The following is a 23,849-nucleotide window of genomic DNA, read 5'->3' as shown; positions in this document are numbered from 1 at the left end:
AAGAAGAATATTCAATCCAAAATTAATGGAGATTTATCAACCTAACATCTCAATATTACCATTTAAAAAGATGCTCCTGGATTTATCCAAGAGCATCTTTTATAAAGCTTTATTTTTTACTTGTTTATAATTTATCAATTAACAATTATATAGTTGTAATCAGTCCTTTAAAAATAATAGGAGTGCTTCATTAAATTCTTTAGCATGAGTTGCGTTTAACCCATGAGGACCGCCCTGTATTAAAGCGAGTTTACTACCAGGAATGGCATCATATGTACGTTTTCCACTTAATTCAAAAGGTACAGTTGCATCAGAGTCACCATGAATAATAAGAGTAGGTATATTAAACTTCTCCAAATCTTTTCTAAAATCTGTCTTACTAAAGGCGGTAATACAATCAAGCGTTCCTTTAGGTGATGCACCGGCTGCAATATCCCAATTATATAAACGGAATGGTTCACTAACTAAATCTGTTCGATTACCAACCGCGAAAAATCCCTTAGTAAATTCATCAAGAAATGCAAGGCGGTCATTTATCACACCACTTTTGAATGCTTCAATTGTAGCATCATCTAATGCCCCTTCAGGATGTTCCTCTGATTTGTATAAATATGGAGGAACTGCTCCAGCAAAAACAGCCTTTTCAATACGATCTGTTCCATACGTACTAATGTACCGGGCTACCTCGCCTCCACCCATAGAAAAACCAACAAGTGTGACATTTTGAAGCTCTAAATGTTCTAATAGTTGATGTAAATCAGAAGTAAAGGTATCATATTCATACCCTTCCCACGGCTGAGATGATTTTCCAAACCCTCGACGATCATACGTTATAACTCTGTATCCAGCCTCAACAAGAGCTGGAACTTGGTATTCCCAAGATCGACCACTTAACGGCCAACCATGAATTAGTACAACTGGTTTTCCTGTGCCATGATCCTCATAATATATCTCAATTGGTGCTTGATTTTCGGTTCCCACAGTAATTTTAGCCATGCTTCTACCTCCAAAAAGTATTCTAATATGTATCCTTTTCTTCAATAATCCGGATGAATCTCACAATCTATTTATGCACGTTTATGTTGTGAACTCTAAGTATGAAACTCTATTGTTCCAATGCATTCATTTTCTCCTTTTGGAACAATCCCCCCTCTAATACCTTTTTCATCATAAAATAATTACTGAACATTACTTATATTCAATTGTAATAACAAAAATAGGTGACTATCAATATTGTTCTATCTATAGGATGTATAGGTAAAACCAATCTATTTTATAGTGAAAACAACTATAGTTACGACCTATACAAATTATAGATAATTTAGAATTGATTAATGAATCAGTTTTCAAATACTATAAATTTGTATAGCACTTCATGTTCTGTGAATGCTGCTATGACCAATATTATTGGTCAGCTTAGTTATAAACGAAGAAACTTATGATAGTATTCGACTATTTAAACTTTCTTCGATTACTTAATTTTTAGGAGGAATACATAATGACTGATCTCTATTCTCGTATTAACAAAGATGATGCTGTCGTTCTTTTAGTAGATCATCAAACTGGTCTTATGTCCGGACTAGTACGTGACTATGGTGTTGATGAATTCAAGAACAATGTTTTAGCTCTTGCTCATACTGCTAAGTTTTTTGATTTACCAGTTATTTTAACAACAAGTTTTGAAAACGGACCTAACGGACCTTTAATGCAAGAATTGGTTGATCTCTTTCCTCATGCACCAAAAATAGCTCGACCTGGACAAATTAACGCATGGGATAATGATGATTTCGTAAAAGCAATCGAAGAAACTGGAAAAAAGCAACTTATCATCGCGGGCGTAGTTACGGACGTTTGTGTTGCTTTCCCTGCACTTTCCGCTATAAAAGCTGGATATGAAGTATTTGCTGTTACTGATGCTTCAGGAACTTTCAGTAAACAAGTTGCAGATGCTGCAAATACTCGTATGGCACATAGTGGTGTGCAACTTATGAACTGGTTTAGCGTAGCTTGCGAATTACAACGCGATTGGCGCAACGATGTCGAAGGTTTTGGCAATTTGCTTGCTAGCAATCTTCCAGGCTATCAAAATATAATTGGAAGCTATATGGGCGCGCAGCGAGATCTTAGTAAACAAAATGCATAATAGCTTTTCTTTCAAAAAACTAGATAGTATACATTTAGTGCTGATTAAATCAGCACTCTCTTTTAAATTAAAAGGTATAGCAAATATTTTATTTTTACGATTACAGGTTTAATTAACAGAAAATATATTTTTTCAATAATATTAATTTTAAACAATTACAAAAGGAGCTGTTTATTATGAGTAATTTAGAATTGTTAAATCCGGAGAACAGTGCATTAATTTTAATTGATTTTCAACCTCAAATGACTTTTGGAGTTGCAAGTATTGATAGACAAACATTGATTAATAACGTTATGCTGCTTGCTAAATCAGCAAAAACTTTTAACGTACCTACTATTCTTACTACAGTTGAAACACGCAGCTTTTCTGGTTATTTTTGGCCACAAATTCTTGATATATTCCCAAACCATGAAATTATAGAACGTAGTTCAATGAATTCTTGGGAAGATCCGAAATTTGTTGAGGCAGTTAAAGCAACCGGTAGAAAGAAATTAATATTTGCAGCACTTTGGACTGAAGTTTGCCTTGCATTCCCTGTGCTTGAAGCAATTAAAGCTGGCTATGAGGTGTATGCAGTTGATGATGCTTCAGGTGGTACTAGTTTGACAGCACATAACGCTGCTATGCGTCGTGTAGAACAAGCTGGTGCAATTCCAGTGACAGCAATTCAAGTTTTACTTGAATACCAACGTGACTGGGCACACAAAGACACTTATGATGCTGTAATGGAGATTGTAAAGGAACACACTGGTGCTTATGGTCAAGGTGTAGAATACGCATATACTATGGTGCATGGCGCGCTTCCAAGCAGGAAAATATGAAACAAGAAGGAGTAGCTGTCGAAGAGACTTATACAGGGAACACGATGGATGCTGGCAATCCAGTAACAACGATTGTTACATGGGAAATTCAAGAAGGTAGAGAAAAACAGTTTGAAACATGGAGACATGAAATTGAGGCTGCGGCTACTAAATTTCCAGGACATTTAGGTGTAAATCTAATAGTCCCAAGTAACGAATCCAGAGAGTATACTGTTATTTTTCGCTTTGATACGTATGAGCATCTACGTGCTTGGCAAGAATCAGATGTTCGCCGGGATTTGTTAAAAACGGCCGAGCAATTTCAAGCCAATAATCCAACTTACAAAACTGAAAGCAGTTTGGCTTATTGGTTTGTTACTCCGAAAACGCCAGTTCCACCTCCAAAATGGAAAATGTCTATCGTTACCCTTCTGGGTGTATGGCCTCTTAGCATGTTAGTTCCTAAAGTGATAGGACCTATTATAAAACATATGAATCCTATTATGTCAGCTTTTTTTGTTTCTGTATGTATAGTGTCCTTGCTATCATGGGTAGTCATGCCGATTTTCGGTAAATTATTTCATCCATGGTTACAAAATAATAGAAAGTAGACGAGGTGTGAACATGAATTTACCGGATATGATCTTATATAACGGAAAAATTACTACCCTTGACCCTTCTCAGCCTGAGGTATCTGCTATCGCCATAACTGATGGTTTAGTCACTGCAGTAGGTGGAGATGAGATTCTTAATAGTGCCACGGAAAAAACAAAAAAATAGACCTAAAAAGAAAGAGAGCTATTCCAGGCCTGAATGACTCTCATATACACGTTATTCGTGGTGGTCTGCATTATAATATGGAATTACGTTGGGAAGGCGTGCCATCACTTTTTATTGCTCTAGAAATGCTCAAAGAACAGGCAAGGCGTACACCTGCTCCTCAGTGGGTAAGAGTAGTTGGAGGTTGGTCTGAATTTCAATTTAAAGAGAGACGGATGCCAACATTAGAAGAGATTAATGCTGTTTCTGAAGACACGCCTGTCTTTGTGCTACATCTTTACGATAGAGCACTTGTAAATCGTGCAGGGCTACGTGCACTGGGATACACGAAAGATACCCCAGACCCTCCAGGCTGTTTAATTCAGCGGGATAAAAGAGGTAATCCAACGGGCCTTTTAATTGCTAACCCTAACGCTTCTATTCTTTATTCAAGTTTGGGTAAAGCTCCAGTACTTAATCTTGACGACCAGATTAACTCCACTCGCCATTTTATGCGTGAATTAAATAGATTAGGTATTACAAGCGCCATCGACGCAGGTGGTGGTTTCCAAAATTACCCTGATGACTACAAAGTTGTTGAACATTTAGCCGAGAAGGAACAATTAACTTTGCGTATTGCTTATAATCTATTTACGCAAAATCCTAATCATGAATATGAAGACTTTGCTTCATGGGCAAAAATTGTTTCTCCTGGTCAAGGAAATGATAAGTATAAAATGAATGGTGCCGGAGAAATGTTAGTATTCTCGGCAGCCGATTTTGAAAAATTTCAAATGCCACGGCCCGAACTAGCTACAGTAATGGAAGCCGACTTAAAGAAAGTAATTTCTCTATTGGTGGAAAACCGTTGGCCATTCCGTTTACATGCAACTTATGACGAGTCAATCACACGTTTCTTAAATGTATTTGAGGAAGTTAACAGAGAAATTCCTTTTAATGGGCTACGCTGGTGGTTTGATCATGCAGAAACAATCTCAGATCGTAGTATGGAACGTGTTAAGGCTTTAAATGGCGGTATTGCCATCCAAGACCGCATGGCTTTTCAAGGTGAATACTTTGTTGACTTATACGGAAAGGAAGCTGCAAAGCATACTCCTCCGATTTATCGTATGTTAGATCTTGGTATACCTGTTGGCGCCGGTAGTGATGCAACAAGGGTTTCCAGCTATAACCCTTGGGTCGCTCTTTACTGGATGGTTGCCGGAAAAACCATTGGTGGTCTTTCCATATACGATGAAAAAAATAAACTTGATAGAAAAGTAGCCCTGGAATTATATTCAAAAGGAAGTGCGTGGTTCTCTGGTGATGAAGGTAAAAAGGGAACCCTTGCAGTAGGTCAGTTTGCTGATATTGCTGTATTGTCTGCTGACTACTTTACTGTGCCAGAAGAAGAAATCAAAGACCTTGAATCATTACTTACCATTATGGGTGGGCAGGTTGTTTATGGAAATGATGAATTTAAAAATTTATCACCTGAATTGCCGCCAGCATCACCTGATTGGTCACCGACGGGCGTTTATGGTTATGGTGGTGCTAACCTAGCAAACACTATACTTTCTCACGATTCCCATGATAACAAGTTACATAGTTGTAGTAACCCTCTCCATCAACACACTCATACCGTAATAGGAAAAGATGGAACTAAATGGGGGATTGGTTGTACTTGCTTTGCTTTCTAAATCAAAACCACCGGTATAATGCCGGTGGTTTTCTTTCTACAATAAGGATATGTAGATTCAAAATAGCAGTGTATATCCCCATATGGAATCTGTTACTATGCGATAAGACCAAAGAATTGATTGATTAACTTAACTTGTTTTTGATAGCCTTCTCTCCTTGCAAAGTCTGTCCTTTTTTCCTTAATTAAAAGTCAATGGTATCCCCCTTTTTGATCGACTACACCACACATATAACCCCACTGTCCTTTGACTTTAATATAGATTTTAATTTTTTCAATTGTTACACTAGAATCATTATTATTTCTATTACACTGATACTTTTTGAGAATCATTTAACTTCTGCATAAAGATGCGTGCTGCAAAACTTAAAAATTTATCATCAAAGTGTATAAGATTAATATCTTGACTTGGTGTTGGATCAGTAATACGAACTATGCTCAAAGTATCATTATTAACAAAGTTAACCAGTGAAAGAGGTATTATGGCAACCCCATGTCCATTGTATACAAGGCTCAATAGAGAAATAGAAGATTTTGTTTCTATATTTGCTTCAGATAAAGATAACCCTAAACTCTCACAATATATCTTAATAGATTCACGACAACTACATGAAACCATTACTCTACTGATCCCTACTAATTCTCGAAAAGAAACAAATGATTTTTCATTCAAAGGATGATTTTTTGGAATGACAAGGACGAGCTCTTCACTATACAAAAGGGTGTTTGTTAATGTGTCTGGAATTTGAGCACTACGTGTAATCCCGAAATCAATATTTTTGTCAACGATTTGATTTACAGCAACTTCGGATTCTATAATCTTTACTACAATGTTAGGATAATGTTGTTGAAACTTCATAATATAAGGTGTTAAATAAGTGAGATCCTCTAATAGACCTCCTATAGTAATCACACCTCTTTTTACACCCTTTAATTCAAAAATTTCATTATAAACGTCATCAAATTGTTGCATGATAAATTTTCCTTTATCAAATAGCAGCTTACCCGCTTCTGTCATTTTGATACCTCTTCCAACTCGATGAAACAAGGGTGTATCAAGTTCACCTTCTAAAACTCGTATTTGTTGACTTAAAGTCGGCTGTGAAATACCTAGAACTTCCGCAGCTTTAGTGAAACTATTATTATTACAAACTTGAATAAAATACTCTAAATGACGTAATTCCATTCTTGATACCCACTCTCCGCTTTATGAAAGATTTATAATTTAAAGGACGATATGTATACGTTAACATAACAACTTTATTTCATATTATACCGATTGAAATTACACGTTTTATTCATTTTGTATTATAATAAATTTACTACCATTTATTAATTTTTCCTCCTATTTATTTAAATTATATTTAATTAGGACATTACTAATTCGAGATATATTTCTAAAGATTTATAGTTCTAGTGCATAATACCCTAATTTTTTCAACTTTTCGATTATCATTTTTTTCTCAATATAGTCCAAACCACCAAATATTTGCTGAATCGTCTCTTTATGCTGAGGAAAAATATTATCCATTAGTTCAATACCTTCTGAAGTAATTGACGCATACGTGACACGGCGGTCTTTAGGACATGGTTTTCGTATTAAGAACCTCTTCTTTTCCAACTTATCCACTACATACGTGATACTACTACTTGCAAGTAATATTTTGTCTCCAATTTTTTGTATAGGCTGATCGCCTTTACTATACAGTAGCTCAAGCACTGCAAATTCAGTTGGATTAAGTCCATAACTTTTTATATCCTCTTCAATACGCTTAGTAATTGACTGTACTGCCCTTGATAATATAACAAATAACTTTAAAGATAAGCTCTCATCGTTAATCACGCTCATAATTACCAATCCTTTACAAGTTATCTTGAATTCGAGATTCATTATATTATCGTCAAAATATTATGTCAATCATTCATTTTAGCTTTATCAATCCATTTATAATTTATTTCTCAACATATGACATATGGAATTAGAAGAAAACAATTGTTAATATATAAGTATCTCAATTACGTTATTTCTTTTAAAGAGAGCTTGTTTTTAATCGCAAGTTCTCTTTTGACATATTCTAAATTGAATCCGGACAATTTTCAGACGATGAGTCTGCCCCCATGTATATGATATAGTTTTTAAACAAAGATTAGAGCCCTCCTACAAGAAGGAGAGCTCTAATCTTTCATATAAATATTCACCATTTTTATCATTGCGGGGACATCAAAACTTTAACTTGATGAGGATATGGCACTACCTCAATTAATAAATATTACAAACCATATATCTAGATTAATATCTATCATATTTTTTATAAACAGGATTAATTAGATTTAAAAAACGATTTCTTTTTCTTTACTCGTAATAAGTCACCTGTCCATCCTTTGAATCGCATATACATATACATCCCCCCTGTTGTGAAAATAATAAATAAGAGAGCAATTAAATAGCTATATTTCCATTCTAGTTCAGGCATATATTTAAAATTCATACCCCATAATGCTCCTAAGGCTGTCAAAGGCGTACTCACAGCAGTTAATACAGTAAGAGCTTTCATAATTTCATTCCCACGATGAGAAGAAACAACTTCTTGTAAATGAATCATCGTGTCTAATTCTTCTTGGTACTCTTTAACAAGTTGTAATCCACGCTCTAATTTTACGTGTGTTTGTTTATAACAAAGTGTGTTTGTTAGTTTTTCTAACCAAGCTTCTTTTAGGCCTTGTAACACTTCCTGTATTAAGCGAAACACATGTGTGTTCATAAATAATTCATGACGAATATGATAAATCCTTTCTAAAACTGCTATGTTATTATGATGATAAAAATCCCATAATACATTTCTGAAATTGTTTTCAAAGTAGTCAACCTTTCGCAAATAGTGAGATATAAACATTGATAAGATAGCACATAATCCTTCAGCGGAACTGTTACAATTTTTTGTACCCATAGGGAAATTATGTGTTAATTTTTGGAAATCCTCTTCCTCTTTTTCCTGAACTGTTATCAGTATTCCATGAGCTACGAAATAATGAAGAAATTTTTGAATTTTGGCATCCTTTTTATCTTGATCATATAAAAACGAACCATATACACAAGTTTGACTTGGTGATAACGTATAAACATATAATCCATTTTCACAAGGAGAACTTATCTTTTTTACAAATTGAGAGAAATAAGATGTTACATCACGAGGGATTATAGAAGAAAGTTTTTCAAGCTCACTAGTTTTCACATGATACCAACTCCATTTCGTCATTTCTATGCATTCCATATTATTCTTCCTTTCTAAATAGTTTTATGTTTGATCGAATCATATCCGTAATATGAAATTTGTATGTAGGTATTCATGTATTGGAGGAAAAGTTTTTAAATCATCTAAATTACAAAATAAATGACATAGGAGGTCTTATTCTTTTAAAAGTAAGACCCCCTATATATTAGTTATTTTTATTCTCAATTTTAAACATTTCCTCTATACAAGCACTTTTTATCTTTTCTTATAAAGAATTTATTATATGTGGAAAAGAAGCTACATAATTTGGCACGTCTATTAAACGAACTCCATTTCAGTCGTTATTATAATTTGGATTCATATGCAGATTGATTGGTGATGTCCTCAAATACTTGACTCCCAATAATGTAGTATCCATGAAGTGCAGCCTCTTTCGAAGCGTCTACCATACGGAAAGAAGAAATTTCACCTTGCATTTTTTCAATTCTTTTTTTGTGGAGATCTACTATTCCTCCTGTCCAAATAATAGTATCATACTGTTCTAACTTAAATTGTTCTTGTAATACACGCATGACGTCTTGGAAGTGTGCATCCAACTCTTTTTGAATCAAAGTATGAACCTGACTTGTCTCATGATTTTCTTCTCGACATTCATATCCTTTTTCTAATATGTTTGGCATGTCGTTAATATGCAATTGATTACTTTCACCCTCATGATTCTGCACGATATTCTTAATATTTTTCAAAGGCTTGCTACATCCTAGTTCCGTCTCATAATGATTTAAAATGAGATTCTGTTTCATATCTGTCATTTCTAATGTACGAAATCCACCATCAATAATTAAGATGCGATCTCGTTCCTGAATGATTCCCTCTTTTAAGAAATAGGCATGTAAAGCGACCGGTTGCTGAAGAATCAAAGCATTTTCCACCGTAATATTAATAAATTTTCCATCAATTTGCACGGAAGTTTCTTTTTTTAGTGCACGTTGTAATTGCTCATGCTGACTACCAAAACAAGTGATGGGAAGCCCGGTAACAACTAGAGGTAACACGACATTTTCTTTATAATCCTTTGCAATGCAACCAAATATTTGTTGTTTAAATCGTTCGCTTTCATAATAATTTTCTATTTCTTCGTCAAATGGAGGAAGAAATGAAGCGTCAGATTGATGTGCTTCATTTCCCATGTAGTATGCAAAGTCTAAGTCTATAAAACTTACCTTTGTTAAATCTTCACTTTCAGCATGATTAGGTACAGGGGCTAGTGTGGAAGCTTCACTCTTGACCGTCATCTCAGAATCTACATCCTGTCGATATGCCCTTTTGGTAAAGCCAATTCCTACATCAATTGCATACAGAGATTTCATACTTTTTTCCCCACTTTCTATTTTTAGAGTTAAATCTAGGCACTCTCTTCTTTCCCTTCTTTCACATATTTCTTTTCATTTTTCGTTTTTTCCCCGTCTAAGTTCTTACTATTTTCATTTATTTCGTAATCCTTTTCACCTGTTTTCTTTTTATTATTTTCGTTTTCTGTTAAGTCTTTAATGGTAGAAATGACAACTGGTGTGGCTGTAAGCAGTTGTGGTAATGTTTGTTTTGCAACATTAGCTGCAGTTACAGAAAATTGTTTACTTGTCTCAGTTACCTTCTCCAATGTTTCCTTTATGTTTCCTTCTTGTAGTTTTTCTTTTACGCTTTTTCCTTTTGTTTGTATAGCTTTCCGATTTTCTTTTTTTAATAGGGAGACTATGACTCCGGTCGTAATTCCAATCACAGCATATTTAAATATTGTATGTTTCATTTTTCTCATCCTTTTCTATTTTTATTTTCTTCAATGCTACAACCTAAAATAATTACCTTACCTATTTATCAGATGTTGCAATCTATTACAGAGAATGATAGTTTTGCGGCTGCCTATCATTCGCCATTGGTACTTCAGCTGTTACTAGGAGTAAAATCTTCCCTTGATCTAGTTTTTCTTCATATAAGTTAGCTTCCTCCTTCGACAACCCCATTTCTTCCATTTGATTTCGAAGTTCGTCCCCTTTTTTGGAGAAAAAGTTGATAATACTTGTTCCCAATCCTTGTTCTTTTACTCCAATCGTATTTGTGTTTGTATCATCCGCAATCTTTTTTGTTAGATGTTTTTCATGTGTTAAGACGTAAATGTCATCTTGGCGAATCCCTTGCAATTCTAGCTCTTTTACTTTTATAACTACTTCCTGTTCATTTTGATATTCATAAACCACCGGTTTTCTTTCGTTCGTATGCATGGTATCTTTCCTCCTTTAGATTTTTTATTTTTTATTTAGTTGTTATGTAATATGTAATACACCTATTTTAAAGATGTTAAACCTAAATTTTCGAAAAATTTCACACAATAGGTTATTCATGTTTTTAATATCAAAGAAATGTCACTAGAACTTTGCTTTGATAAAAGCGCTACAAATAACGATTTGTTTGGAAGGCAAGCCCATTGTTTTATAGAAATCATAGAAAAATAAAAAAGCACTCCTTTTCAAAGAGTGCTTTTAAAAAACATATAACCTAATAAAAATATTTCTATTTTGATTACGGAAAGAAAGTCTTTATTAAAACATATGGTTGCTAATTTAATTGCGATTTGCCTTGCACCCAAGTAACAATATCATTTAAAACATACTCAGGGATATTAGCAGGACTATAATATTCATCTGGCTTACTTATTCCCCCATCCCCCTCTGTAAAGAAATGATTTAACTTTGGATATAGTCGATAATCTACATTATCTCGTTCTTTTAATTGTTCTTTCCAAAGAGGAATTTCAATTTTTGATTGAACTTGATAGTCTCGTTCTCCTTGAATAATAAAAAGCGGTGTCTTTTGTTCTTTTGACATTTCGGCCGCTTTAATTTTCCGTATAGAATCCCAAAATACTGCTGATCCTAAGTGAAAATCTTTTGGGGGATTCTGACCAGAGAAATTTGGATCATTTAATAATTCAAATTGTGATTTGTAGAATTTATATTCATCTAGTTTCATTGCTCCAATTGAAAAAAGGTACTCAAATTGATCTAAAACAACGTCTTGGATCGTACGAGCTGGCCCTCCCATTACAATTGCCCCAGCAATATTTTTATTTTGGTCTTTTTCAATCATTTTCGGAAGCATCATTCCACCTTGACTATGACCAAGAATATATATTTGATTCTTATTTATTAGAGGCTCATTTTTAAGAAATTGAGTTACAAGAAGAGCATCATCTGTTGTCTCTTTATCAACTATATAAAAGGGACTGAATTGTGTTTTCAACCCATGTTCATAAGTTCTTTTATTATAGCGAAGGACAGCAATTCCCTTCGATGCAAGACCTTCAGCTAAATCGCGAAATGGTTTTAAAGCAAACGCTGTTTCATCCTAATCAGTTGCTCCTGATCCTTGAACAAGAATAACCGCTGGAAAAGGACCCTTTCCTTTTGGAACCGACAATGTTCCTGGTAATGGAAATGCACCACTTCCAACTACTACTTCTTTATCAACAAATGACTCAGGCTTACTATATGATGGACGCTCTGCAACAGGACTAAACGACATGCTGAGTTGAAAATCGTCTATTTTTCCAGATGGATCTAGTTTAATTAGTAAAGGTACAGTCATTTTTTCAAAAACTAATTGAATCTCCACATTTGTATGAACAGGATTTGTCTCTTTTTGTGTAACCTCTCCAATTTCTATAAAAGAACCTGCTTGTAATTGTACTGGGAGTCCCTCCCAATAGCTCTTCAGCCATTCTTCGGATATTATTTTCTGTAATGACCTTGAGGTTAAATCAAATGCAGATTTATAATCTTCACTATTCATATGGCGAATAAATGAAAGAGTAGTAGATTTAATAGGATTTTCATCATCACTGTTGTCTACTTTTTTTATAGTTGTGTTTGCTTCCTTTAATTTCGAAATAAATTGGTAGTTAAACGGATAATTATATGTATAAGGGTATAAGCTTGTTTTCAATACTTCCGTATTCCGTCCCTCATACAAACTTGAAGAACTCGTAAAATTTTCAGGTGAAATTACTTCCTCCGCATATGAGACTGAGGGAATTGCTATTGTAAAAATTGCACTGACAAGTAATAACTTATTACTTATTCTTCTTTTCTTACCCATAATTATTGATTCTCCTTTCAAAATTTAAAATTTCTAATACAATATGCCAACTATAAGGAAAATAAAAATTATCAAAGAGATTAATAATCTATTTTACGATCCCCCCCTAACTAGTTAAAAATCTATCATTAACAAACTTCAATAAAAAATGCCTTCCCCCTCTTTTTTTATCATTGGATTTTTCAGTGACATAGAAGCACAGCGCTGCATTACATGTAACTGACTCATGTGATTCTCTATTCCAAAAGAAAAAAGCAACCCACAAGATACTTTCTTTAATTGTTCTCACTCTAATTTATTTAGATAATTCTCTTATTACTGTAAGATACATTTATTCTAAATCCTAAAACTCACTTATTTCTTGATAGGTTCTTAAGAAATATCAAAAAATAAAGAAAAAAAGTTATTTGGTTATTCATTCCGTAAGCTTAATGCTCAAGTTAGTTTTTTTCACACGGTTAAACTTTATTAAGAAAACTTTAAGGAATTTCCCTCTATATTTATAAGAATTTTTTTCTATACTGAATCCTGTAAATGAACAAGAGGAGAAATGACCATGAAGAAATTTGTAATTTGCATATTAGGAATAGGCCTTCCTATATACTTACTACCTTTCATATTGCGCGGGGATTTAGACAGATTTAATCCGATTGCTGAAGAAAAAAATGTATATGCCGTTGCGAAAGGATATGGTGTTCCGGATTATCATCAAAAAGGAAAAGCTATGTACTCACTAAAAGCTGTTGATGAATTAAGCAATGAAAAAGAATATAAAGTTGGAACGAACACGCCTAATGATTTTATAAGAAAAACTTACTTAAAAATTCATGTGAAAGGAAAGTATGTGTATTCTTACGATATTATTTCTAAAGAGGATATTCCGGAGAAAATAAGGGGACAATTGGAGATAGCAAATAAATAAAAGAGCCAATTCATACGAGTTGGCTCTTTATTCTCTCTTTCATCTACCGCTGGGAGAATTCTTTCGGTAGATTTATTAAATTCGTTATCATTGTTTCAATAACCATTCTTCAATTACTTTCACTGTTTCATCTCGTTGTGCTTTTGGCGTAATTAAACTCGCATTATCACCTTTTTGCTCACCATACATACCAAAATGAGCATGATTGCCCCCTTTTATCATGTGCATAGTTGTATTCTTTGACATGAACTTTTTATTGTTCTCTATTTTTTTTACAGTTGCTAAAGCATCTACTTCCCCGTAAATTGATAACATCGGGATCAATTTTGTAGAGAAGTCATCTGCAGGATAAGAACCTAAGAAAATGATTCCGTCTACCTTGTCTTTATGCTGAGAGGCATACTTAGAAATCATAGCTCCGCCCATTGAATGCCCCGCAACATACCATTTTTGAACTTCAGGATACTGTTCAATTACACTATCTACCTCATTTATTCCAAATATCGCTAAGTTTAATGGTAATTTAGGCATTACTACAAAATGTCCATCTTTTGCAAGAGCTTCTCCTAAATAACTATAAGCCTCGGCTTCTACTTTAGCTCCTTGATAAAAAATAACCCCTACTTTAGCATCTTTCTCTCCAAAAGCTATATAATCTTCATCTTTTTTATCATCCACTAACGACAAAGCCTCTTTCGTCGGTTTATAAGTAAACTGAGACCAAGTTAAAAAAGTAATACTTCCGATAATTAAAATACCTAATACAGAGTACAGAACAATTTTCATCCATTTCTTCACACATATGACCTCCCTAAGATGTGTATATTCTATACTTTAGATTATCATTAATAAATATAAAAACTCGAGCATTGTTATTATGCTCAAGTTTTTATTTACGTCTTTAATTTATACTATAAATTGTCCAAGATAAATATGTAGCAAATACAGACCATAAAAAATATGGGATTAGCAACCATGCCGATACTTTAGATAAATGATAGGAAAGCATAATGAGAAGTAACGTAGTAATAGCGACTAGTAAACAATCTACTGTTGCTAAAAACAAATTCTTTTGGCTAAATTGAAAATAGCTGAATGCCTGATTGAATATATAATTTAAAAGGAATAAAAACCAAAATGTTTTTGGCTTGAATCCATAGTTGTTGTAAATAATTGCAACTGATAATGCAATAAGTCCAAATAATACAGCCCATATCATTCCGATTGTCATACCAGATGGTGTCCAAGACGGCTTTTCTAACGCATCATACCAAGTACGATCAATAGGGAATAAAACACTAGAAACATAAAACAAACCATATGTTAGTAAAAATACTATAATACTAGATTTTTTCATAAACATTCTCCTTTTTACTAGAAGATTATAGAAACTTTATATGATTAGTATGTCCTTGTAATGGATAAAATTCTAATATTAAAATTCAAAATATATATTGTTTAACCTATTTCATACAAATTCTTTCATACTTTTATATGCACAAAGTGCTCTCTCCCGCGCTGCCTTATGATCAACAATCGGATAAGGATATGTATCCTCAAGTTTTATATTGGATTTTTGTAAAATATGCTCAGGTGCTTCCCAAGGTTTATGTATATATTTGTTTGGGATATCTTTTAATTCTGGTACCCATCTTCTTATATACTCTCCATTTTTATCAAACTTTTCTCCTTGTGTGATGGGGTTAAAAATACGAAAGTACGGTGATGCATCTGCTCCACTTCCAGCAACCCATTGCCATCCCATTGTATTATTTGCAATATCAGCATCTAGTAGTGTATCCATAAACCATTTTGCTCCTTCTTGCCACGGAATTAACAAATGCTTTACAAGAAAAGAGGCTACAGCCATTCTTGCCCGGTTATGCATAAAACCTGTTTGCCAAAGCTCCCGCATTCCCGCATCAATGAACGGATAACCAGTTTCACCTTTCTGCCATACTCTTAATAACTCCTCTTCCTTATCCCACGGGAAATTTTCAAAGCTCTTATTAAGAGGTCTATATACTGTAAATGGATAATGATATAGTAAATAATAAGAAAATTCTCGCCAAATTAATTGACGTATAAAGCTATTAACTTGTTTTTCAAAAAGACTACATTGTCTTTCGGTACTTTTATTTATTAAGTAATGAAACATTAGCTTTACTGATATTTGACCAAATGAAAGATACGGTGCCAACATCGAATGGACATTTTGATCTGGAAAATCTCTTCCTTCACTATAAGAGACTAATTTGCTAGAGAAAAATTTCTTGAATGTTTTATATGCCCCTTCTTCTGTCGGATCCCATATTGCTTCCATATGAGATGTCCACGGTATAGTCGGCAACAAGTGTAATTCTGAAACAGATAAGCTTGCTGGTAAAGAGCTTCCCCACTTTATACTCTGCACTTTTCTAATAGGCTCAGGTATTACCTGCTTTTGAAATGCATTATAAAAAGGCGTAAAAACCTTATATTCAGTGTTATCCTTCTTTTTTATAATCCACGGTTCTAATAATAAATGCGAATTAAATTCTTTACAGATAATACCTTTATCCTCTAACATCATTTTCATTTTTTGATTAGTTTGTAATCTGTCCGGATCGTAACAAATATTCCAATATACAGCCGTTATATCTAATTGCTCTATGAGAGAAAGTATTTCTTCCTCCGTACGTCCTTTACGAATTATTAAAGTAGAGCCCAATGCCTCAAGTTGCTTCTTTATATCTATTACAGCATGGTGCAACCACCACTTTGACGCACTTCCTATTGAAAAAGTTTCATCTTGTATATATACAGGAAGAACCTCACCAGACTGAACAGCCTCAAATAGAGCTGGGTTATCATATAAACGAAAATCTTTTTGAAACATAACAATAATTTTATTTTGCATGGCTATCCCTTCTGATTTTTAAAACATAATAAATTTTATTATACAACAGCAATTTTTACATAAGAATTTATTTGTCTTTAATAAATTAGTTAACTTTTTCAACTATTTTTTTAGTAGGAATTTTAACGACCGTTTCTTTTCCCCTTGTTCTATCAATCTTGAAACCATAAACTTTAACATCAGACGGTACTAGTGGATGATGACAAATCATATCTATACTCTTCTCAATATTTTCACTAACATTTTCTTTTCCACTTAGCCATTCATCAAGGCTACCACTTGAAAATTCAGGCATGCAATTTTCAAAGAGATAGTCTAGTTCCCTGTTATTTTTTATGGAATCACGTTGAATTTGTAGATTAACTACATCAGTTTCTTTATCCTCTATTCCTACAACAAAAATTTCTTCAACATTTTCTTGATAAATAGCAATAATAATAGATCTCATTATATCTCCATAAGGATGTACAATTACAGAATCGTAGCTGTGTATAGTCAATATGTTTTCTTGTTGAATGTTAGTTACTTGTTGGATAATAGGCTCTATTCCATGTTTAATGTCTGTTAACAATAAAACTTTTTTATTCTTTGAATTCATATGGAGCACTCCTTCTTCATTATTGTATTTATGAAACTTTTAAGCTAGTAACAATAGTTGATAATTCATTACATGTTTGTTACCAGCTTTTCCAGCGTCCCTCTGGATCAACACTTGCAAGTCTAACCCATCCATTTTGAACTTTTTCTCGAAATGTGAAATCATTATTTAGCAAACGTTCTATATATTGACTAGGCGCTTGAATTACAATTAGTAAACGAAGTGGTGAATGATACGTCTCACTATCTGACTGCATAACGGATTGCCAAGGTAAGCCTGGCAACAAATCACTTGCATTTCCCTGCATAACACCAAGACCAGCCGTTACGGTTTGGGTTGTTTTGTTTCCACTACCATAATAATGAGGAGCTACAGTTGAAGCGTAGTATTGTAGATTTATCCACTGAGCTACTGTTCCTGGTCCTGCAATAATGTTAGCTAATATATCGCCACTTTCATCCTGTTTCCAATCATAATTATGGAGGAAAGCCCTACCTTCTAAGTCACAATCCTGAGTTAATTCTCGTTGCCCGATAATAAAAGATGCATTACGAGCTAATCCCCATTCTGGACGTATTTCACTCCAATCTTCTGCAAATCGATGTGCCTCTTTACTCGCATTTTTTATTTTCGTTTTAAAATTTGGTAATTGCGTTAAACGCTCTCTATTTGCATGTTGGCTCACATTTGGCATAATCGACTCGATACAATCAAATGCTTCTTGCGCAGTTTCCGAAAGTTCTGGGACGTAAATCCATTCCAATTCATCCACTGTTGTTTTATGTTCAGCTGCTGCAAAAATGGTGTCCTTAGGAATTTTAATACCTTCAGCAGACAACGCCTCTCTCACTTCTGGAAGATTACATAAAGTAGCGAAAACTCTTGCATTAAACCCTCCCGCTGCTCCGCCACACGCACCACACTCAAGCGCTGCAGCATAAGGATTGTTCGTACTTTGACTACTGTGGCCGCACATGACAACTAAAGGAGCGAAACCTTCTGTTAATCCCACCATTTTTAAAGCTTGACGCACATAGTTCACTTTTTCTTCTTTAGTAAAACCGATAGGTATCTCACCCTTTGTGTCATGAACATGATTAAGCGAAAATGTTGTATCAGGTTTTTGTAACATAGTTTTACGAAGGTTACGAATGAAACCACCAACTCCTCTTGGGACAAAACTTCTTGTCACCATCTGTAGACCAAGTAAAGAACCACTTAACTCAGGTAGCGCCATACTTGTCAGTACGTTCTGTTTCATCGTTTTAAATGTATAACGTACCGAGCTGCCTACCCTCTTACGTTGCTCATAAGATTTAAGTTCATTTTCATTTGTGAGCTCTTTTATTTGATGTTTCGGTTTGAGTATAACTGGCAAAGAAGGATGGTTGTTATTACTACCTAGTTCACTAGTTGCAATTGGTAATCCAAAGAAACCAGCTATCCCAAATGTTTCAAACGGACCTAATTTTTCAAGATGGCGACGAAACGGTTCTGAACGTACATCGATACAGAATGCTAATTGAGCTAATACACGCTTTTTATCATCGGTTGCACGTTGTTTAGAAGCAATCTTCTCCCTTAATTGCTCTGCATGCGTTTGTTCCCAAGCTTCCAGCCAAAGTTTTCTGCGAATATTTTCATCAAAACGATAAGCGAATACTAATAATTCACTTTGTTCAGCAGCAGGCATTTGTAACCATTCCCGTGTTGAAATATTCCCCCAATAGATCCAAGAAGCTATAAGTGGGACGATCGAAACTTTTTTCTCAACCTTTTGATTTTTTAAAGGTAAATAAGGTTTTGCAATAGCCAGCTCCATAGAAATTCGAACTGCTAAATATTCTATGAGAAGTTCCTGTTCCTGAATTGATTGTTGTGAGCGCCATCGTATCATTCCTGCCCACCCAGGCAAAGAAAGCAAGTGCCCTTCAAGGTAAGATTGTATGTTAGATTCAGAAATTCCTAGTTCAGATAATGCTCTCGCTAAAGCTACTTCGGCATCTTGTGGCCAATCTTTTAAAACTTTACGCTCATTTTTACTGAGCGCTGGATCAAATTTAATAAGGTGTTGCCATGCACGATAAAAACCTTTCTCTCGATTTGGCATCGTCCAACTTGATCCGGAGTCATCAAGATATAATTTACACCATTTAATGATATGATAATTAAGAACATCAGATAGGTTTTCACTATTTTGATTCTCTATAAGCGAACTTATTGGCTGCATAACAGAGGCTTTCATACTTGCTGTATTTATATAACTCATTTCTTCTGCCAATTTATTTACTTCTGGCGATGCTAATAGACCAGAAGGTAATTTTTCTAACTTTAAAGCTGCTTGACAAAATCGCTCTGCTTTCTCTCGCGGAATATGAAAAGATTGTGAATCCAGCCAACGAGACAAACTCATTTGTAAAAATGATTCCTCAATCTCACCTTTCGCTTTTGCCGAATGAATCATGGAGGCACTAGGATAAATATCCACATTACGAGCTTCTTTTAACCAATTTGCGACTTGTTCAAATGATTGCTTTTCAAGTCCCATCCAAGGGTGATGAGCTGCAAACGTAGAGATAGGCCAAAGTGGTGCAATAACTCGGCTAGCAGATGCCACTAAATCATTTATATTATTTTCTTGCATATCAATGTTTGTATCTTTCTTTAATATTGACGGTATGCTCATCACGAATTACCTCCCTTTGATACATAATGTTTCAGATAGCTTGGGTGACTTTCTACTGACTTTCGTCTCGCCTCACCTACTCGAACTAACCAAAGATAAAGTACAGCGGATAAAGTAGAAGATTGATGACGAGTAACGAAAGTACTAATAACACTACTAAATAGTAAAATACATATAACAAAGATAACGGCTGGAGCTGAAGGTTGAACACTTTGATAAATATCAGTATGCAACCATTTATAAAGAGAATTATGAACAGTAAAGTAAATGAGAGAAAATCCAATCAAAACAATTAAGCCAGCAATTCGTCCCATTCTTCCCTCTCCAAAAACAACAAGCTGTTTCCATGAAAAGTATAGTGACCATCCTAAGATTAACGCACTAACTAGTTGATACCCCTCTCCAGAAGTCATAAACCAGAAAGTAATTGCTATAAATAATCCTAAAACACGCCCAACTATAATCCATAAATTGGACATCTTTTCATTAGACTGATTCACTACCCCAAAACGTTGCACTGAAGAACCAGCTTGTAAAAATAGTGTAGCTTTAAACAAACCATGTAAAATTAAATGAATAACAGCCGCTAAATAGGCGCCTAATGCACATTGAATAAGCATAAATCCCATTTGTGCAATAGTTGAACCTACTAGCTGACGTTTATAATCAACTTGGACTAAACTAATTCCTGTACCTATTAAGACAGAAATACTAGAGAAAATTAGTAAAATTATTTGTGCAATATCATCATGAAAAAGAGGTGAAAATCTAGTTAACATGATACCGCCAGCATTTACTAAACCCGCATGCATAATAGCAGAAACAGGAGTTGGAGCAACAGCAGACTCAATTAACCATCTCTGAAAAGGCCATTGTGCTGCCGGAATCATCACAGCTACTATAATTAATAAATTGATTACTGTTTTTTCCAATCTTCCATGTTGCACTAAATTTTCATTCGTTAAAACTGATGTTAACTGCCACTGTCCAGTTATTTGAAACAGCCAGATTATAGCTAATAGTAAGGCAATCCAACTTATTGCAAATAAATATCCAGAGATTTTTGTTGCTTCACTAACTACTTTCCACCCTTTATTTAGCCCTATAAGTAGAACCAATCCTATAAGCGTTGCTCCCCAACAAATAATCATTATACGAAGGTCATCACTCAACCATGCAACTGAAGATATACTTGTAGTAAATGTAAAAAGTGCAAAGTATTTTCGATATGAGCGATCCCCCATTAAGTAACGTACAGAAAATCGCTGAATAATTAAGCCAATTGTAAGAACAAAGAAAGACATGAGCCAAGCTAAAGTATCTAGATGCCAAGGCCCCACAACTCTATCTCCATTGTTATTAACAAGTGCAAGTAAAGAAACCAATGAAGGCAAAGCAGCGATACCAATATGGATATGAACAAAACGTAAAGGTATCCTTGCATGTAAAAACAATAATCCACTTAGCCAAGAGGCACTAAGTGCCATAAAAAATAAAGTTAACAGTGTTGATGAACTTAGCGAAATTAACATATTACATACTCCCTTCCAAACGAAAATAACCTATAAAAATTCCTTTTAATTTCAATTTTCATTCACTCTTTTTAGTGCATCGTTTTTTCCCATAAAAAAAACCGACAACTTCCATAATTCAATGATTTTATATCATCATTGAATTATGGAGATTGTCGGTTTCACTTCAACTAACTTCAATAAAGTTTTTTGAAGAGCTCCCATTTTATAGAGGATAGTAATGTATGTATTACTCCTATTAAAAATAACAGTATATCTCTGATCTCCTAGATTATGCAATCAATATATCAATTTATGTTATGCGCTATCTTTCAATTAAGAAACTTTTTCATTTAGTCAATATTACATATTAAAAAAATGCTAAAGCCTTAATTATAGCAAACAGTTAAAATAAGCATCTATTAATTTTTTAAAACAATTATAAGATAAACTATATTAAGCAGTTTGTCAATTTATTTATCAGTTTTTTTTGAGCGTTATTCCAATTAAAATTCAGTATACGTAAATAATTTCAAGTTTTTAATTATTATCATGTTAATAAATTTAAATAAAGTGCAAAACTTTTAGGCTTCTTAATTATCTCCCACTAACCCTACGGTGATTTTAATTTTTAAAATTTTTCCTCAAGATTATGAAACAATTTAAAAATCATTACTCGTTCACCAGTACGGGAGCTTATATCCGTATGAAAGCTTTTCACTTTTTCTCCAGTTAATTCTAGAATAATCTCTTTCAAATCTTCAATTCCAGATTCAACTAGCTCCGAACGATTTTTCTTTATCGTTAGCATACCGTCTTTCGTTTCGCAAACCGTATATTCAGCCGGCGTTAAAATACCTTGTAAATTTACGATAATCATATCCCGTAATATATCTGTCTTAACGGATATAGACCCGCGTCCTAGGTAGTCCTTTTCCCAGTGAGTAATTGCTTTGCTTATCTCTGATTCAATAGAGCCTTTTGAGTTTTTCATCTTTGTATCCTCCTTCAATAAAATGTAATTACATTTATAATTACAATAACAATATAATAATCTGGATTGATTTTATTTTCAATTATTGAGAAGGATTTATAGGAATCGTTGTCATGTATCCTTTAGTATTAAAGTGAATTTTTATATTGTAATATACGTTTTTTGACTATCCCAAACAAAATACTCTTACTATAAAGACTCTGTTGCATACATTTCTAAAAAGGACATTCCGGAGAAAATAAGGAAACTCTTGTAACGTAATATACAAACGAAAAGCCGATTTCTTTATAAAATAAGAAATCGACTTTTGGCTTAGTTATTGATTTAGTAATGGAAAACACCTTTTTAAAATAATTATGTTTATACTATAGACGTTGATCTTTCTGGAAGTTTAGTTGAAAATGATCCGCTTCATTGTATACCCCCAATTCATATCCTTTTTCCTTATAAAATTTAATAATTTCAGGAAGAGCTTGTAATGTTTGTGCCTTTTCATGCATTAAAACAACTTCTACTTCTTCTGTTGTCTGTTTCTTTACATTTTCGATAATCTGAGTGGGATTACCTTTTAATTTCCAATCATTTGAATCTATCGTCCAATCCCAAACTTTTATTCCTGCTTCTACAATTTTGTTACGAATGTCCTGCCCCTTTAATCCTGGTGCAGATCCGTATGGGGGACGGACTAGTTTAGGAGTTGTACCTGTAATATTATGAATAAGAGCTAACGTTTCTTTCATCTCCGTTACAAATTGTCCTTTTTTGTATAGCTTATCACTATTATGTGTCATACTATGTGCACCAATATAATGTCCTTCTTTTACTGCTCGTTTTACATTTTCCTGAAAACCTGTATTCTGTAAATTGCTACCTTGCATAAAAAATGTCGAAGCAACATGTTGCTCTTTTAGTACATCTAAAAATTTCCCAGTTAATTCGCTAGGACCGTCATCAAATGTTAAATAAACAACCTTTCCTACTGGTTTTCCATCAGGTTTTTTCTGTTTTGCCGGTGGTGTTTCTTTTTTCTTTTCTTGTTGTTGTGTATTAACTGGGTTACTACTTTCATTCGCTACCCCTTTCGCTGGGATAGCGTTCCATTTTCCTATTAAAAAGAACGTGAATAAGGTCGTTGCTAAAACAACTCCTAGAGATAGTATTGCCTTAGTTACTACACTTGTTTTTTTCTTATTTTGTAATTCTTTCATTATGTTTCAATCCTTTCCCTACTCATTTTCATATTCATTATTTATGCAGCTAAACATTAACTTCAGCTAATATTTACAATAAATAGATTAATAGAGGAAGGTGAAGATAAAATGCAGATAATGTCGAAATTAGTTAAAGAATAGCGTATTGCATCCACTCTTTAAAAAAATATTTTTTCTCTATTACAGTTAAATTTGAAAACTGGATATACATCCAAAATAAAAAATACTACTCTTTCTAAATA

19 protein-coding genes and 3 pseudogenes are annotated in these 23,849 nt (G+C 33.9%); 6 read left to right on the top strand and 16 right to left on the bottom strand.

What is annotated here, in order from left to right:
• Positions 1-159 precede the first annotated feature (159 nt).
• Positions 160-996, bottom strand: a complete 837-nt coding sequence (locus tag ACO6VI_RS16080) for a bromoperoxidase (protein WP_063547830.1) — start codon at positions 994-996, stop codon at positions 160-162.
• Positions 997-1,498: 502 nt separating this feature from the next.
• On the opposite strand from ACO6VI_RS16080, the gene ycaC reads away from it, so the two are divergent.
• The 4 genes and pseudogenes from ycaC to ACO6VI_RS16060 all read left to right on the top strand — a co-directional run bounded on the left by ycaC (position 1,499) and on the right by ACO6VI_RS16060 (position 5,402).
• Positions 1,499-2,143, top strand: coding sequence for an isochorismate family cysteine hydrolase YcaC (gene ycaC, locus ACO6VI_RS16075; protein ID WP_000131213.1), 645 nt, complete (start codon positions 1,499-1,501; stop codon positions 2,141-2,143).
• 176 nt (positions 2,144-2,319) lie between these two features.
• Positions 2,320-2,964, top strand: a complete 645-nt coding sequence (locus tag ACO6VI_RS16070; protein WP_000067162.1) for a hydrolase — start codon at positions 2,320-2,322, stop codon at positions 2,962-2,964.
• The gene (locus ACO6VI_RS16065; protein ID WP_023522383.1) at positions 2,961-3,554 is read left to right on the top strand and encodes an antibiotic biosynthesis monooxygenase; all 594 of its coding nucleotides are present in this window, start codon (positions 2,961-2,963) and stop codon (positions 3,552-3,554) included. Before ACO6VI_RS16070 ends, ACO6VI_RS16065 begins: the two co-directional genes overlap by 4 nt.
• Before the next feature lie 13 nt (positions 3,555-3,567).
• Positions 3,568-5,402, top strand: a pseudogene (locus ACO6VI_RS16060) (amidohydrolase).
• Positions 5,403-5,708: 306 nt separating this feature from the next.
• Here ACO6VI_RS16060 and ACO6VI_RS16055 read toward each other — a convergent pair.
• From ACO6VI_RS16055 to ACO6VI_RS16030, 6 genes are all read right to left on the bottom strand, one after another.
• Complete coding sequence (locus ACO6VI_RS16055) at positions 5,709-6,587, bottom strand: LysR family transcriptional regulator (protein ID WP_023522386.1); 879 nt, start codon at positions 6,585-6,587, stop codon at positions 5,709-5,711.
• A 219-nt stretch (positions 6,588-6,806) separates the two neighbouring features.
• Positions 6,807-7,250, bottom strand: a complete 444-nt coding sequence (locus ACO6VI_RS16050) for a MarR family winged helix-turn-helix transcriptional regulator (RefSeq protein WP_422423637.1) — start codon at positions 7,248-7,250, stop codon at positions 6,807-6,809.
• Between the two features lie 472 nt (positions 7,251-7,722).
• The gene (locus tag ACO6VI_RS16045; RefSeq protein ID WP_063547834.1) at positions 7,723-8,673 is read right to left on the bottom strand and encodes a magnesium transporter CorA family protein; all 951 of its coding nucleotides are present in this window, start codon (positions 8,671-8,673) and stop codon (positions 7,723-7,725) included.
• 305 nt (positions 8,674-8,978) lie between these two features.
• Positions 8,979-10,004 (bottom strand): ParM/StbA family protein, encoded by a 1,026-nt coding sequence (locus ACO6VI_RS16040; protein ID WP_063547836.1) that lies wholly within the window; start codon positions 10,002-10,004, stop codon positions 8,979-8,981.
• Positions 10,005-10,039: 35 nt separating this feature from the next.
• Positions 10,040-10,441, bottom strand: a complete 402-nt coding sequence (locus ACO6VI_RS16035; RefSeq protein ID WP_000683216.1) for a hypothetical protein — start codon at positions 10,439-10,441, stop codon at positions 10,040-10,042.
• Positions 10,442-10,526: 85 nt separating this feature from the next.
• Entirely contained in the window at positions 10,527-10,913 is a 387-nt protein-coding gene (locus tag ACO6VI_RS16030; RefSeq protein ID WP_063547838.1) for a general stress protein, read from the bottom strand.
• Between the two features lie 138 nt (positions 10,914-11,051).
• Between ACO6VI_RS16030 and ACO6VI_RS16025 the strand changes: the two are divergent.
• Positions 11,052-11,129, top strand: a pseudogene (locus ACO6VI_RS16025) (acyl dehydratase); the annotation flags it as partial.
• Positions 11,130-11,247: 118 nt separating this feature from the next.
• On the opposite strand, the pseudogene ACO6VI_RS16020 reads toward ACO6VI_RS16025, so the two are convergent.
• Positions 11,248-12,786: pseudogene (locus tag ACO6VI_RS16020) on the bottom strand (DUF3887 domain-containing protein).
• Positions 12,787-13,342: 556 nt separating this feature from the next.
• On the opposite strand from ACO6VI_RS16020, the gene ACO6VI_RS16015 reads away from it, so the two are divergent.
• Positions 13,343-13,708, top strand: a complete 366-nt coding sequence (locus tag ACO6VI_RS16015) for a YxeA family protein (protein ID WP_088020634.1) — start codon at positions 13,343-13,345, stop codon at positions 13,706-13,708.
• 87 nt (positions 13,709-13,795) lie between these two features.
• Here the strand turns inward: ACO6VI_RS16015 and ACO6VI_RS16010 are convergent, their stop codons facing one another.
• The 8 genes from ACO6VI_RS16010 to ACO6VI_RS15975 all read right to left on the bottom strand — a co-directional run bounded on the left by ACO6VI_RS16010 (position 13,796) and on the right by ACO6VI_RS15975 (position 23,604).
• Positions 13,796-14,506 carry an alpha/beta hydrolase gene (locus ACO6VI_RS16010; protein ID WP_088020633.1) on the bottom strand — a complete coding sequence of 237 codons (711 nt, stop codon included), beginning with the start codon at positions 14,504-14,506 and terminating at the stop codon, positions 13,796-13,798.
• 103 nt (positions 14,507-14,609) lie between these two features.
• Entirely contained in the window at positions 14,610-15,065 is a 456-nt protein-coding gene (locus ACO6VI_RS16005) for a TspO/MBR family protein (protein ID WP_140157127.1), read from the bottom strand.
• A 111-nt stretch (positions 15,066-15,176) separates the two neighbouring features.
• Positions 15,177-16,607, bottom strand: a complete 1,431-nt coding sequence (locus tag ACO6VI_RS16000) for a cryptochrome/photolyase family protein (protein ID WP_088020631.1) — start codon at positions 16,605-16,607, stop codon at positions 15,177-15,179.
• Positions 16,608-16,692: 85 nt separating this feature from the next.
• A complete protein-coding gene (locus ACO6VI_RS15995) occupies positions 16,693-17,205 on the bottom strand; it encodes a carbonic anhydrase (RefSeq protein WP_161519811.1) in 513 nt (170 codons plus the stop codon).
• Positions 17,206-17,284: 79 nt separating this feature from the next.
• Positions 17,285-19,891 (bottom strand): DUF2309 domain-containing protein, encoded by a 2,607-nt coding sequence (locus tag ACO6VI_RS15990; RefSeq protein WP_063547852.1) that lies wholly within the window; start codon positions 19,889-19,891, stop codon positions 17,285-17,287.
• Complete coding sequence (locus ACO6VI_RS15985; protein ID WP_063547854.1) at positions 19,891-21,423, bottom strand: NADH dehydrogenase subunit 5; 1,533 nt, start codon at positions 21,421-21,423, stop codon at positions 19,891-19,893. Before ACO6VI_RS15985 ends, ACO6VI_RS15990 begins: the two co-directional genes overlap by 1 nt.
• A gap of 610 nt (positions 21,424-22,033) precedes the next feature.
• Positions 22,034-22,396, bottom strand: a complete 363-nt coding sequence (locus ACO6VI_RS15980) for a DUF2294 domain-containing protein (RefSeq protein WP_000798162.1) — start codon at positions 22,394-22,396, stop codon at positions 22,034-22,036.
• A 365-nt stretch (positions 22,397-22,761) separates the two neighbouring features.
• Positions 22,762-23,604, bottom strand: coding sequence for a polysaccharide deacetylase family protein (locus ACO6VI_RS15975; protein WP_088020627.1), 843 nt, complete (start codon positions 23,602-23,604; stop codon positions 22,762-22,764).
• Positions 23,605-23,849: the final 245 nt, after the last annotated feature.

This window comes from Bacillus sp. PSXD-155, assembly GCF_049310765.1.
Lineage (GTDB): Bacteria > Bacillota > Bacilli > Bacillales > Bacillaceae_G > Bacillus_A > Bacillus_A cereus.
The sequence above is the reverse complement of the archived record's forward strand: the minus strand, read 5'-3'. Positions and strand labels throughout refer to the sequence as shown.